Origin of the sequence: Pseudomonas sp. (genome assembly GCF_050739995.1) — a bacterium.
Taxonomy (GTDB): domain Bacteria; phylum Pseudomonadota; class Gammaproteobacteria; order Pseudomonadales; family Pseudomonadaceae; genus Aquipseudomonas.
Genome location: NZ_JBOICG010000261.1, coordinates 1 through 11,694, shown reverse-complemented (window position 1 = coordinate 11,694; position 11,694 = coordinate 1). Strand labels below are relative to the sequence as shown.

At 58.0% G+C, this 11,694-nt stretch carries 17 protein-coding genes and 1 pseudogene; 8 read left to right on the top strand and 10 right to left on the bottom strand.

Features of this window, described 5'->3' with window-relative positions; all coding sequences use genetic code 11:
* A partial coding sequence (locus tag ACRESD_RS08860; RefSeq protein WP_431750571.1) for a ZIP family metal transporter occupies window positions 1-398 on the top strand: 398 nt, incomplete at its 5' end.
* A gap of 37 nt (window positions 399-435) precedes the next feature.
* Here ACRESD_RS08860 and ACRESD_RS08855 read toward each other — a convergent pair.
* The 10 genes from ACRESD_RS08855 to ACRESD_RS08810 all read right to left on the bottom strand — a co-directional run bounded on the left by ACRESD_RS08855 (window position 436) and on the right by ACRESD_RS08810 (window position 7,445).
* Window positions 436-708, bottom strand: a complete 273-nt coding sequence (locus ACRESD_RS08855; RefSeq protein ID WP_049709983.1) for an HPr family phosphocarrier protein — start codon at window positions 706-708, stop codon at window positions 436-438.
* A gap of 16 nt (window positions 709-724) precedes the next feature.
* Window positions 725-1,582, bottom strand: coding sequence for an RNase adapter RapZ (gene rapZ, locus ACRESD_RS08850; protein WP_431750570.1), 858 nt, complete (start codon window positions 1,580-1,582; stop codon window positions 725-727).
* 2 nt (window positions 1,583-1,584) lie between these two features.
* Entirely contained in the window at window positions 1,585-2,049 is a 465-nt protein-coding gene (gene ptsN, locus ACRESD_RS08845) for a PTS IIA-like nitrogen regulatory protein PtsN (protein WP_061435337.1), read from the bottom strand.
* A 10-nt stretch (window positions 2,050-2,059) separates the two neighbouring features.
* A complete protein-coding gene (gene hpf / locus ACRESD_RS08840; RefSeq protein ID WP_003171804.1) occupies window positions 2,060-2,365 on the bottom strand; it encodes a ribosome hibernation-promoting factor, HPF/YfiA family in 306 nt (101 codons plus the stop codon).
* Window positions 2,366-2,440: 75 nt separating this feature from the next.
* Entirely contained in the window at window positions 2,441-3,934 is a 1,494-nt protein-coding gene (locus ACRESD_RS08835; RefSeq protein WP_431750569.1) for an RNA polymerase factor sigma-54, read from the bottom strand.
* Window positions 3,935-4,119: 185 nt separating this feature from the next.
* Window positions 4,120-4,845, bottom strand: a complete 726-nt coding sequence (gene lptB / locus ACRESD_RS08830; protein WP_005784841.1) for an LPS export ABC transporter ATP-binding protein — start codon at window positions 4,843-4,845, stop codon at window positions 4,120-4,122.
* Window positions 4,845-5,378 (bottom strand): lipopolysaccharide transport periplasmic protein LptA, encoded by a 534-nt coding sequence (gene lptA / locus ACRESD_RS08825; RefSeq protein ID WP_431750568.1) that lies wholly within the window; start codon window positions 5,376-5,378, stop codon window positions 4,845-4,847. The genes lptB and lptA overlap by 1 nt, the downstream gene beginning before the upstream one ends.
* The gene (gene lptC, locus ACRESD_RS08820; protein ID WP_123714596.1) at window positions 5,365-5,937 is read right to left on the bottom strand and encodes an LPS export ABC transporter periplasmic protein LptC; all 573 of its coding nucleotides are present in this window, start codon (window positions 5,935-5,937) and stop codon (window positions 5,365-5,367) included. Before lptC ends, lptA begins: the two co-directional genes overlap by 14 nt.
* A gap of 8 nt (window positions 5,938-5,945) precedes the next feature.
* On the bottom strand, window positions 5,946-6,470 hold the full coding sequence (locus ACRESD_RS08815) for a KdsC family phosphatase (RefSeq protein ID WP_431750567.1): 525 nt from the start codon (window positions 6,468-6,470) through the stop codon (window positions 5,946-5,948).
* Window positions 6,471-7,445, bottom strand: a complete 975-nt coding sequence (locus ACRESD_RS08810; RefSeq protein WP_431750566.1) for a KpsF/GutQ family sugar-phosphate isomerase — start codon at window positions 7,443-7,445, stop codon at window positions 6,471-6,473.
* Between the two features lie 298 nt (window positions 7,446-7,743).
* On the opposite strand from ACRESD_RS08810, the gene ACRESD_RS08805 reads away from it, so the two are divergent.
* The 7 genes and pseudogenes from ACRESD_RS08805 to ACRESD_RS08775 all read left to right on the top strand — a co-directional run.
* On the top strand, window positions 7,744-8,553 hold the full coding sequence (locus tag ACRESD_RS08805) for an ATP-binding cassette domain-containing protein (RefSeq protein ID WP_003171811.1): 810 nt from the start codon (window positions 7,744-7,746) through the stop codon (window positions 8,551-8,553).
* Window positions 8,553-9,350 carry a lipid asymmetry maintenance ABC transporter permease subunit MlaE gene (gene mlaE / locus ACRESD_RS08800; protein WP_431750565.1) on the top strand — a complete coding sequence of 266 codons (798 nt, stop codon included), beginning with the start codon at window positions 8,553-8,555 and terminating at the stop codon, window positions 9,348-9,350. The genes ACRESD_RS08805 and mlaE overlap by 1 nt, the downstream gene beginning before the upstream one ends.
* The gene (gene mlaD, locus ACRESD_RS08795) at window positions 9,350-9,817 is read left to right on the top strand and encodes an outer membrane lipid asymmetry maintenance protein MlaD (protein WP_005784855.1); all 468 of its coding nucleotides are present in this window, start codon (window positions 9,350-9,352) and stop codon (window positions 9,815-9,817) included. Before mlaE ends, mlaD begins: the two co-directional genes overlap by 1 nt.
* Window positions 9,818-9,828: 11 nt before the next feature.
* Entirely contained in the window at window positions 9,829-10,476 is a 648-nt protein-coding gene (locus tag ACRESD_RS08790) for an MlaC/ttg2D family ABC transporter substrate-binding protein (RefSeq protein ID WP_431750564.1), read from the top strand.
* Window positions 10,473-10,778, top strand: a complete 306-nt coding sequence (locus tag ACRESD_RS08785) for an STAS domain-containing protein (protein ID WP_431750563.1) — start codon at window positions 10,473-10,475, stop codon at window positions 10,776-10,778. The genes ACRESD_RS08790 and ACRESD_RS08785 overlap by 4 nt, the downstream gene beginning before the upstream one ends.
* Window positions 10,779-10,892: 114 nt before the next feature.
* A complete protein-coding gene (locus tag ACRESD_RS08780) occupies window positions 10,893-11,132 on the top strand; it encodes a BolA family protein (protein ID WP_060754955.1) in 240 nt (79 codons plus the stop codon).
* A gap of 23 nt (window positions 11,133-11,155) precedes the next feature.
* Window positions 11,156-11,694 (top strand): annotated as a pseudogene (locus tag ACRESD_RS08775) (UDP-N-acetylglucosamine 1-carboxyvinyltransferase); the annotation flags it as partial.

Genomic DNA, 11,694 nt, shown 5'->3' with positions numbered 1-11,694 from the left:
ACAATATTCCGGAAGGCATGGCGGTGGGCGTCTCCGCAGGCGGCGGTATGCCAGATGCCGACAGCCTGGCCATGGGCATAGCTCTGCAGGACGTGCCTGAAGGGCTGGTGATTGCACTCGTACTGGCGGGGGCTGGAATGTCGCGGGTCAGGGCGTTCTTGATCGGAGCGGCGTCAGGCTTGGTGGAGCCGGTATTTGCGGTGCTCTGTGCCTGGTTGGTGAGTCTTGCCGAAGTGCTACTGCCCTTAGGGTTGGCCCTGGCTGCGGGGGCGATGTTGCTGGTGGTGACGCATGAAGTGATCCCCGAGTCGCGGCGCAATGGTCACGAAAAGCTTGCCAGCCTGGGGCTGTGCATCGGTTTTTGCCTGATGATGGTCATGGATACTGCGTTGGGGTGAAGCCGTTGCAGCTTCACGCCGTTCTTAAAGGGTAGGTTTACTCACCCTCATCAAAGAAATTGTTGATCAGTTTCACCAAGGCATCCATCGCTTCCTGTTCCTGCTCGCCTTCAGTCTTCAAGTGAATCTTGGTGCCCTTGCCGGCAGCCAACATCATCATGGCCATGATGCTTTTACCATCGACCATGGACTCGGGGGTGCGCCCGGCGCGAATCTGGCAGGGGAACTGCCCGGCAACGCCGACGAACTTGGCGGAGGCCCGGGCATGCAAGCCCAGCTTGTTGATGATTTCAATTTCCAGAGCGGGCATCGCGGGGGTGTTCCTTTCAGCTAAGGTCGCGGTGGCGGACCTGGACGTTCTTGAGGGTTTGTTGCAAAACCTGGCCCAGGCGTTCGGTTAGATAGACGGAACGGTGGTGGCCTCCGGTGCAACCAATGGCAATCGTGACATAGGCCCGATTGCTCGCGGCGAAGCGCGGCAACCATTTGAGCAGGTAGCTGGAAATGTCCTGGAACATCTCTTCCACATCCGGCTGTGCGGCAAGGTATTCCGCCACAGGCTGATCCAGCCCGGACTGATCACGCAGCTCTGGTTTCCAGTATGGGTTGGGCAGGCAACGCACATCAAACACCAGATCCGCATCTACCGGCATCCCGCGCTTGAAGCCAAAGGACTCCACAAGAAATGCCGTACCTGGTTCCGGTTGATTCAGCAGGCGTAGCTTGATGGCATCGCGCAGTTGGTACAGGTTGAGGTCGGTGGTATTGATCTTGAGGTCGGCCAGGTCGATGATCGGCCCCAACAACGAGGTCTCGTCCTCGATGGCTTCTGCCAAGGAGCGATGGGCGCTGCTCAGAGGGTGACGTCGACGGGTTTCGGAGAAGCGCTTGAGCAGCGTTTCTTCGTCGGCATCCAGGTACAACACATCGCAATGAATATGCTTGGCCCGCACTTCCTCCAGCAGTTCCGGGAACCGCGAGAGATGGCTTGGCAGGTTACGCGCATCAATCGATACGGCCACCAACGGCTGCGCCAGTTCGGTGTGGATCAACGCTCGTTCCGCCAATTCAGGCAGCAGGCCGGCGGGCAGGTTGTCGATGCAATAGAAACCGTTGTCCTCAAGTACGTTGAGGGCAGTGCTTTTACCTGAGCCGGAACGGCCGCTGACGATGATCAAACGCATGATTACTGCCCGTTTTGTTCATCCAGGACAACCTGATAGAGCGCCTCATTGCTGCTGGCACTGCGCAGTTTGTCGCGTACTTCCTTGCGGTCGAGCATGCTGGCGATCTGCCGAAGCAGTTCCAGGTGCGCATCGGTGGCGGCTTGCGGGACCAGCAGAACGAACAGCAGGTCGACCGGGGCGCCGTCGATGGCGTCGAAATCGATGGGAGCTTCCAGGTGCAGCAGGGCGCTGACGGGTGTTTCGCAGCCCTTGAGTCGGCAGTGAGGAATGGCGATGCCGTTGCCAAAACCGGTGGAGCCAAGTTTTTCACGGGCGATCAGCGCGTCGAAGACATCTTGCATCTCCAGATCCGGCACTTCGCGTGCGATCAGGTTGGCAATTTGTTCGAGGGCTTTCTTCTTGCTGCCACCCGGCACGTTCACGAGGGAACGGCCGGGGGTCAGGATGGTTTCAAGTCGGATCATGGGGGGAGAGTTAACGACCTGTACCTTGCATCAGGTGCAGATTCTTTTCCTTATGCTTTATGAGTTGGCGGTCCAGCTTGTCGTAGAGCGAGTCGATCGCCGCGTACATGTCTTCATGTTCCGCATTGGCGACGAGCTTGGCATTCGGTACGTGCAGGGTGGCCTCGATTTTCTGCTTGAGCTTATCGACCTCCATGATGACCTGCACGTTGGTGATCTTGTCAAAATGCCCCGCAAGCTTGTTCAGCTTGCTTTCGGTGTATTCACGCAGGGGCTTGGTGACTTCCAGCTGGTGTCCACTGATGTTGACTTGCATACAGCTTCTCCTTCGTTGCCAGTGCATAAAGCGGCAGGCAAAGGTGCCTGCCACTGGAACGCTTTGGCCCGCCCGTCACATCAAACGCTTACGCTCGCTGGAAGGCGCGATCCCGAGGGACTCGCGGTACTTGGCGACGGTTCGACGGGCGACCTGAATGCCTTGTGCCTCCAGTAAACCAGCGATCTTACTGTCACTCAATGGCTTTTTCTGATTTTCCGCGGCAACCAGTTTTTTGATGATCGCGCGGATTGCCGTGGACGAGCATTCGCCGCCTTCGGAGGTACTGACGTGGCTGGAGAAAAAGTATTTCAACTCATAAATACCCCGTGGGGTATGCATGAATTTTTGCGTGGTCACCCGGGAGATCGTCGATTCGTGCATGCCCACCGCTTCGGCGATATCGTGCAGAACAAGCGGTTTCATCGCTTCGTCGCCATACTCCAGGAAGCCGCGCTGGTGCTCGACGATCTGGGTGGCCACCTTCATCAGGGTTTCGTTGCGGCTTTGTAGGCTCTTGATGAACCACCGCGCTTCCTGCAACTGGTTACGCATGAAGGTGTTGTCGGCGCTGGTGTCGGCGCGGCGTACAAAACCGGCATATTGCGGGTTGACGCGCAGGCGCGGCACCGACTCTTGGTTCAACTCGACGAGCCAGCGTTCGTTGTCTTTGCGGACGATCACATCGGGAACGACATACTCGGCTTCACTGGACTCGATCTGTGAGCCGGGGCGCGGGTTGAGGCTCTGCACCAGTTCGATCACATGGCGCAGGTCATCTTCCTTGAGCTTCATGCGGCGCATCAGTTGGCTGTAGTCTCGGCTGCCGAGCAGGTCGATGTAGTCGGTAACCAGGCGCTGGGCTTCAGCGAGCCAAGGGGTCTTGGCAGGCAACTGGCGCAGTTGCAGCAGCAGGCATTCGCCGAGGGTGCGGGCGCCGATGCCGGCGGGCTCGAACTGCTGGATGCGGTGCAGAACTGCCTCGATTTCATCCAGCTCGATATCCAGCTCGGGGTCGAACGCTTCGAGGATTTCCTCAAGAGTTTCGTCCAGGTAGCCCTGGTTGTTGATGCAATCGATCAGCGTGACGGCGATCAAGCGGTCGGTGTCGGACATCGGCGCCAAGTTCAACTGCCACAACAAATGGCTTTGCAGGCTCTCGCCGGCGGACGTGCGGGTGGTGAAGTCCCACTCGTCATCGTCATTGCTGGGCAGGCTGCTGGCGCTGGTCTGGTAGACGTCTTCCCAGGCGGTATCCACGGGAAGTTCGTTGGGAATGCGTTCGTTCCATTCGCCGTCCTCAAGGTTGTCCACCGTAGGGGCGGTTTCCTGGTAGGAGGGTTCCTGCACGTCGGAATTGGGTTTTTGCTCGATGTTGTCGGCCAGCGGGTCTGCATTATCGAAGTCGTCGCCTTCTTCCTGGCGTTCGAGCATCGGGTTCGACTCCAGGGCCTCCTGGATTTCCTGTTGCAGGTCCAGGGTCGACAATTGGAGCAGGCGGATGGCCTGTTGCAGCTGCGGTGTCATCGTCAGCTGCTGGCCCATTCTCAGGACTAGCGATGGTTTCATGGCAGGGGCTTAACACCTTATTCGCCGGCGCATTGCGCCATCCACGACAGAGCGCGTGAGCGCCAAACATAAGCAAATTATATGCCTGATATCGGGGGCTTTGCCTAGAGCGCGGTAACAATAAAAAACCTGAGGTTTTTATTGACTCCCGCGCGCTTTGGCAAACAGCCGTGACATCTCGGTGCTTACAGGCGGAACTCGTGGCCCAGGTACACTTCCTTGACCAGTTCGTTGGCCAGGATGGTCTCGGCGTCGCCTTCGGCGATCAGTTGGCCATCGTTGACGATATAGGCAGTTTCACAGATATCGAGGGTCTCGCGAACGTTGTGATCGGTGATCAGCACGCCGATGCCCTTGGCCTTGAGATGATGGATGATCTGCTTGATGTCGCCAACCGAAATCGGGTCGACGCCAGCAAAGGGTTCATCCAGCAGGATGAACTTCGGCGCGGTGGCCAGGGCGCGGGCGATTTCCACCCGGCGACGCTCACCACCGGACAAACTCATGCCGAGGTTGTCGCGAATGTGGTTGATATGGAACTCTTGCAGCAGGCTTTCCAGCTCCTTGCGGCGGCCATCACGGTCGAGCTCCTTGCGGGTCTCGAGGATCGCCATGATGTTGTCGGCCACCGACAATTTGCGGAAGATCGATGCTTCTTGGGGAAGATAGCCGATACCAGCCCGCGCACGACCGTGCATAGGCTGGTGGCTGACGTCGAGGTCGTCGATCAATACACGACCCTGATCCGCCTGGACCAGGCCGACGATCATATAGAAGCAGGTGGTCTTGCCGGCACCGTTGGGGCCGAGCAAACCGACGATCTGGCCGCTGTCGATCGACAGGCTGACGTCGCGCACGACCTGACGGCTTTTATAGGCCTTGGCCAGATGCTGGGCTTTCAGGGTCGCCATTACTCGGCCTTCTTCTTCGGCTGGATAACCATGTCGACACGCGGGCGAGGTGCGGTGACCTTGTTGCCATTGGCGCGACCGGCGTTAGCGATCTGCTTCACGGTGTCATAGGTGATTTTTTCACCTTCCGTGGAGTTGCCGTCGGTGCTGATCACCTTGGCCTGGTCGATCAAGATGATGCGGTTTTGCTGGGCATGGTACTGGATGGTCTTGCCGTAACCCTTCATCGGTCCTGGGTCGGCGGCGGCTTGTTTCTGCTCGAAGTAAGCCAGGTTGCCCACCGAAGTCACCACGTCAATGTCGCCAGCCGGGGTGCGCGTCAGGGTTACCGTATTGCCGGTGATCTTCATCGAACCTTGGGTGATGATGACATCACCTGTGTAGGTCGCAATGCCTTTCTTATCGTCCAATTGGGCATCGTTGGCCTGAATATGGATCGGTTGCTGGCTATCGTTCGGCAGAGCCCAGGCGCTCACGCTTCCCAGTGCTGCGCCCAGACCGAGCAAAATAGGGAGGGTTTTAACGAGCCTCATACTGTCCTCTTACGTTCGATAGCAGGTGTATCCTGCTTTCTTTCAAATACGCTTTCATTCCCTTGCCAGTCGATACACCGCCAGCACCGTCGATTCTAACGTCTTGCTCGGTCTGCGCATATTGCTGTTGTGGGAATACGGTCATGCGACTGCTGGTAATAATGGTGTCGCGCTTCTGCTCGTCGGTGCGCGCAACGCGTACCGAGTCAATCAGTTCTACCTGGGTGCCATCGGGATTGACTTCGCCACGCAGGCTGGTGACATGCCATGGGAACTCGGTACCCCGATACAGGTTCATGTCCGGGTTGGTCAGCAAGGTGACCTCGGAGGCCTTCAAATGTTCGACCTTGTCGGCCGTCATCTCGTACTGCACCTTGCCATCAGGTAGAAACTGCACGCTGTAGGCATTGGTGGCGTAATAGTCGATGACGCCTTCGTCAACCTGCACGACAGGTTTGTCGAGAAAGCGCTCCGGGCTGATATTCCAGTAGCCCACCGCGAGGAAGATCGCGGCGATGACCCCGAATAACAGGAAGTTGCGAATCTTTTTGCTCAGCATAAAACGCTCTATAGGTAGGCGGCGTGGGCCGCTTCAAGGCTGCCCTGGGCGCGCAGGATCAATTCGCAGAACTCGCGGGCGGCACCTTCACCGCCACGGGCGGTGGTTATGCCATGGGCGTGTTCACGCACAAAAGCTGCGGCGTTCGCGACGGCCATGCCCAGGCCCACCCGGCGAATGACCGGCAGGTCGGGCAGGTCATCGCCCAGGTAGGCGACCTGCTCATAGCTTAGGTTCAGTTGGCCAAGAAGCTCGTCCAGAACCACTAGTTTATCCTCGCGGCCCTGATACAGGTGAGGAATACCCAGGTTTTGTGCGCGGCGTTCCACCACCGGTGTCTTTCGACCGCTGATAATCGCCGTTTGCACACCCGCCGCCATCAACATTTTGATGCCCTGGCCGTCGAGTGTGTTGAAGGTCTTGAATTCGCTGCCATCTTCGAGGAAATACAGGCGACCGTCGGTCAGCACGCCGTCAACGTCGAAAATTGCCAATTTGATGTTTTTACCGCGTTGCAACAGGCCGTCGGTCATTTACATCACTCCCGCACGCAGTAAGTCGTGCATGTTCAATGCGCCAATCGGGCGATCGTGGCTATCGACAACCACCAGTGCGCCGATCTTGTGGTCTTCCATGATCTTCAAGGCTTCGGCCGCCAGCATCTCAGGGCGAGCTGTCTTGCCGTGGGGCGTCATCACCGCATCGATGGTCGCGGTGTGGATATCGATGGTGCGGTCCAGGGTGCGGCGCAGGTCGCCGTCTGTGAAGACTCCGGCCAGGCGTCCATCGGTCTCCAGGATTACGGTCATGCCCAGGCCCTTGCGGGTCATTTCCATCAGCGCGTCCTTGAGTAGCGTGCCGCGCTGGACATGGGGCAGTTCATCGCCGGCATGCATCACGTTTTCCACTTTCAGCAACAAGCGACGACCGAGGGCACCGCCCGGGTGGGAAAACGCGAAGTCTTCAGCGGTAAAACCGCGAGCTTCCAACAAGGCCACAGCCAAGGCATCGCCCATGACCAGGGCGGCGGTGGTGGAAGAGGTGGGTGCCAGGTTCAGTGGGCACGCTTCGTGGGCCACATGCACGTTCAAATTGACTTCGGCAGCCTTGGCCAGCGTCGATTCCGGGTTGCCGGTGAGGCTGATCATCTTGATGCCCAGGCGCTTGATCAGCGGCAGCAAGGTCACGATTTCGTTGGTGGTGCCGGAGTTCGACAGCGCCAGGATGATGTCATCCTTGGTGATCATGCCCATGTCGCCATGGCTGGCTTCGGCCGGGTGTACGAAAAAAGCCGTGGTGCCGGTGCTTGCCAGAGTGGCGGCAATCTTGTTGCCGACATGGCCGGATTTGCCCATGCCGACCACGACAACGCGGCCTTTACTAGCCAGAATCATCTCGCAGGCGCGTACGAAATCCGCGTCGATATGGGCCAGTAAGCCCTCTACGGCTTCCAGTTCGAGGCGGATGGTGCGTTGTGCGGATTGAATGAGATCGCTGGATTGGCTCATGTCTGAAATCGTATAGCCTGACGAAAAGTCGGCGATTATAGCGGTAATGATCAATTCCCTCACGCAAGTTCGTCAGGCTTTATTCGCTGAAGGCTTGAGATTCATGCTCAGCAACGCTTTTTCCCTGTCGTGAATCTGAACGAGGGCTGTTCCGGCCTTGGGCGCTCTGTACCAGCAGTGATATAGTTCGCCGCCAGTTCGGTCCGCCCAGCCCATGTGGATAATTATTGCGCAGGCGTTGCTAACGAAAGTCGCAATCATGGTGTCTGAGTGAAAGGCTGCATCCCAAGGAGATTAGATGAGTGCCGATAACGCCTACGCGGTCGAGCTGAAGGGTCTTACCTTCAAGCGCGGGACGCGCAGCATCTTCAATAACGTCGATATTCGCATTCCCCGCGGCAAGGTCACGGGCATCATGGGGCCTTCCGGTTGTGGCAAGACCACCCTGCTGCGCCTGATGGGCATGCAGTTGCGCCCCAGCGCTGGCGAAGTGTGGGTCAACGGCCAGAACCTGCCGACGCTGTCGCGCAGCGATCTGTTCGATGCGCGCAAGCACATGGGTGTGCTGTTCCAGAGCGGTGCGCTGTTCACCGACCTCGACGTTTTCGAAAACGTAGCCTTCCCGCTGCGGGTGCATACCCAACTGTCCGACGAGATGATTCGTGACATTGTGTTGTTGAAACTGCAGGCCGTCGGCCTTCGCGGTGCCATCGACCTGATGCCCGACGAGTTGTCCGGCGGCATGAAGCGTCGTGTTGCCCTTGCGCGGGCTATCGCTCTCGACCCACAAATCCTCATGTATGACGAGCCTTTCGTCGGTCAGGACCCTATCGCCATGGGCGTGCTGGTGCGTCTGATCCGCCTGCTCAATGATGCGCTGGGGATCACCAGTATCGTGGTGTCCCATGATTTGGCCGAAACCGCGAGTATCGCCGACTACCTCTATGTAGTGGGTGATGGTCAGGTGCTGGGGCAGGGTACGCCGGAAGAGTTGATGAATGCCGATAACCCGCGTATTCGCCAGTTCATGACCGGCGACCCCGATGGCCCGGTGCCTTTTCACTTTCCGGCAGCGGACTACCGCTCAGATCTTCTGGGGAAGCGCTGATGCGCAAGACATCTCTTATCGAGAAGGTTCGCCTTTTCGGCCGCTCAGGCATCGACATTGTCGAAGTGCTGGGTCGTTCGACTATTTTCCTGTTTCACGCCTTGCTCGGCCGTGGCGGCATTGGCGGCGGCTTTGGGTTGCTGGTCAAGCAGCTACACGCGGTCGGCGTGATGTCCCTGGTGATCATCGTCGTCTCCGGCGTGTTTATCGGCATGGTGCTGGCATTGCAGGGCTTCAATATTCTTTCCAGCTACGGTTCGGAGCAGGCGGTAGGGCAGATGGTCGCCCTGACGTTGTTGCGTGAACTCGGCCCGGTGGTCACGGCCTTGTTGTTCGCGGGGCGTGCCGGTTCGGCGTTGACCGCCGAGATCGGCAACATGAAGTCCACCGAGCAATTGTCCAGCCTGGAAATGATCGGCGTGGACCCGCTCAAGTACATTGTTGCCCCGCGCCTGTGGGCCGGCTTCATTTCCCTGCCGCTGCTGGCGATGATTTTCAGCGTAGTGGGTATCTGGGGTGGTTCGTGGGTGGCGGTGGACTGGCTGGGAGTCTATGACGGCTCCTACTGGGCCAACATGCAGAACAGCGTGACCTTCAGTGGTGACGTGCTCAACGGCATCATAAAAAGCGTTGTTTTCGCCTTTGTAGTGACCTGGATCGCCGTATTCCAAGGCTACGACTGTGAGCCCACCTCAGAAGGGATCAGTCGCGCCACCACCAAGACCGTTGTGTACGCCTCGTTGGCGGTACTGGGCCTTGACTTCATTTTGACCGCCTTGATGTTTGGAGATTTCTGATGCAAAACCGCACTGTGGAAATCGGTGTCGGCCTTTTCTTGCTGGCTGGCATCCTGGCTTTACTGTTACTGGCGCTGCGAGTCAGTGGCCTTTCGGCCAGCCCCACCGCCGATACTTATAAACTTTACGCGTACTTCGACAATATCGCCGGTCTGACGGTCAGAGCTAAAGTGACCATGGCCGGTGTAACCATCGGCAAGGTCACGGCAATCGATCTGGATCGCGACAGCTTCACTGGTCGAGTGACCATGCAAGTGGACAAGAAGGTAGATAATCTGCCAACTGACTCCACGGCATCTATCCTCACTGCGGGGCTGCTGGGCGAGAAGTACATCGGTGTCAGCGTGGGTGGGGAAACAGCCCTGCTCAAGGACGGTTCGACCATCCACGACACACAGTCGTCGTTGGTGCTTGAGGACCTGATCGGTAAGTTCCTGCTCAATACGGTCAATAAAGACGCCAAATGAGGAATCTGTTCATGATCTCTACCTTGCGACGTGGCCTGCTGGTACTGCTTGCAGCGCTGCCGTTGATGGCCAACGCGGCGGGTTCTGCGCACGATTTGGTGCAGGACACGACCAGCAGGATGCTGGCTGACTTGAAGGCCAACAAAGAGCAGTACAAGCAAGACCCAAGCAGGTTTTACGATGCCCTGAACACCATTGTCGGGCCCGTGGTTGATGCTGAAGGCATTTCCAAAAGCATCATGACGGTCAAATATTCGCGCAAGGCGACGCCGGCGCAGATGCTGACCTTCCAGGAAAACTTCAAGAAGGGCCTGTTCCAGTTCTATGGCAACGCTCTGCTGGAGTACAACAACCAGGGCATTACCGTCGATGCGCCAAAGGATGAGTCCGGCGACCGCACTAGCGTGGGCATGACCGTCAAAGGTAACAACGGCGCCGTCTACCCTGTGCAATACACGCTGGAGAAGGTCAACGGCGAGTGGAAGCTGCGTAACGTGATCATTAACGGTATCAACATCGGCAAGCTGTTCCGTGATCAGTTCGCCGATGCGATGCAGCGCAATGGCAACGATCTGGACAAAACCATCAATGGTTGGGCCGGTGAAGTCGCCAAGGCCAAGGAAACGTCCGATAAAGAAGCCGGGAAGTCTGCGCAATGACCGAGTCGGCTGTTCGTCTTGGCGATGCCGGCGAGCTGCTGCTCAGCGGCGTGCTGGATTACCGCACCGGGCCTGACCTGCGCAAGCAGGGCCAGGCGCTGATCAAGGCCAGTACCGCGCCCGCGCTGGTGCTGGATTGTTCGGCTGTAACCAAGTCCAGCAGCGTCGGTTTGTCGTTGTTGCTGTGCTTCATGCGTGATGCGGCGGCGGTCAAGAAGACCGTGAGCATTCGTGCGTTGCCCGAAGATATGCGTGAAATTGCCCAGGTCTCTGGCCTGACTGAGCTGTTGGCGCATCCTTAATACCCATTATCAAGAAAGCCCCCCGTCAGAGTCCTGCTATGCGGGGTTCGCAGGCGCGGGGCTTTTTTGTATGATGTGCGACCCGTGCGCACTGGGCGCCGATAGAGGTTGAGCATGCAGGCCCTAGAAGTTAAGAGCTTCCTTGAAGGAAAGCTGCCGGAAACGATCGTAGAAGTTGAAGGCGAAGGCTGCAATTTCCAGCTGAACGTGATTAGCGATGAACTGGCGGCATTGAGCCCGGTCAAGCGTCAACAGCAGATCTATGCCCATTTGAACCCGTGGATCACCGATGGCAGCATCCACGCGGTCACTATGAAATTTTTCAGCCGCGCGGCTTGGTCCGAGCGCACCTGAGCCCCCAAGGCGTCGAGATTCTTATGGATAAATTGATTATTACCGGTGGTGCCCGCCTTGATGGCGAAATCCGCATTTCCGGTGCGAAAAACTCTGCCTTGCCGATCCTGGCAGCGACCCTGCTGTGTGATGGGCCGGTGACCGTGGCCAACCTGCCGCACCTGCACGACATCACCACCATGATCGAACTGTTCGGTCGCATGGGGATCGAGCCGGTCATCGACGAGAAACTGTCAGTCGAAATCGACCCGCGCACCATCAAGACCCTGGTCGCTCCGTACGAGCTGGTGAAAACCATGCGTGCGTCGATCCTGGTTCTGGGCCCGATGGTTGCTCGTTTCGGCGAAGCCGAAGTCGCTCTGCCTGGCGGTTGTGCCATTGGTTCGCGTCCGGTCGACCTGCATATCCGTGGCCTGGAAGCCATGGGCGCGACCATCGACGTCGAAGGCGGCTACATCAAGGCCAAGGCGCCGGAAGGTGGTTTGCGCGGTGCGAACTTCTTCTTCGATACCGTCAGCGTGACCGGCACCGAGAACATCATGATGGCCGCTGCCCTGGCCAA

Coding starts and splice junctions, on each gene's coding strand:
- ACRESD_RS08780 (WP_060754955.1), top strand. CDS start 10,893: ATGCAGGCCCTAGAAGTTAAGAGCTTCCTTGAAGGAAAGCTGCCGGAA.
- lptB (WP_005784841.1), bottom strand. CDS start 4,845: ATGGCGACCCTGAAAGCCCAGCATCTGGCCAAGGCCTATAAAAGCCGT.
- ACRESD_RS08815 (WP_431750567.1), bottom strand. CDS start 6,470: ATGACCGACGGCCTGTTGCAACGCGGTAAAAACATCAAATTGGCAATT.
- mlaD (WP_005784855.1), top strand. CDS start 9,350: ATGCAAAACCGCACTGTGGAAATCGGTGTCGGCCTTTTCTTGCTGGCT.
- lptA (WP_431750568.1), bottom strand. CDS start 5,378: ATGAGGCTCGTTAAAACCCTCCCTATTTTGCTCGGTCTGGGCGCAGCA.
- hpf (WP_003171804.1), bottom strand. CDS start 2,365: ATGCAAGTCAACATCAGTGGACACCAGCTGGAAGTCACCAAGCCCCTG.
- rapZ (WP_431750570.1), bottom strand. CDS start 1,582: ATGCGTTTGATCATCGTCAGCGGCCGTTCCGGCTCAGGTAAAAGCACT.
- ACRESD_RS08790 (WP_431750564.1), top strand. CDS start 9,829: ATGATCTCTACCTTGCGACGTGGCCTGCTGGTACTGCTTGCAGCGCTG.
- lptC (WP_123714596.1), bottom strand. CDS start 5,937: ATGCTGAGCAAAAAGATTCGCAACTTCCTGTTATTCGGGGTCATCGCC.
- ACRESD_RS08785 (WP_431750563.1), top strand. CDS start 10,473: ATGACCGAGTCGGCTGTTCGTCTTGGCGATGCCGGCGAGCTGCTGCTC.
- mlaE (WP_431750565.1), top strand. CDS start 8,553: ATGCGCAAGACATCTCTTATCGAGAAGGTTCGCCTTTTCGGCCGCTCA.
- ptsN (WP_061435337.1), bottom strand. CDS start 2,049: ATGATCCGACTTGAAACCATCCTGACCCCCGGCCGTTCCCTCGTGAAC.
- ACRESD_RS08855 (WP_049709983.1), bottom strand. CDS start 708: ATGCCCGCTCTGGAAATTGAAATCATCAACAAGCTGGGCTTGCATGCC.
- ACRESD_RS08810 (WP_431750566.1), bottom strand. CDS start 7,445: ATGAGCCAATCCAGCGATCTCATTCAATCCGCACAACGCACCATCCGC.
- ACRESD_RS08805 (WP_003171811.1), top strand. CDS start 7,744: ATGAGTGCCGATAACGCCTACGCGGTCGAGCTGAAGGGTCTTACCTTC.
- ACRESD_RS08835 (WP_431750569.1), bottom strand. CDS start 3,934: ATGAAACCATCGCTAGTCCTGAGAATGGGCCAGCAGCTGACGATGACA.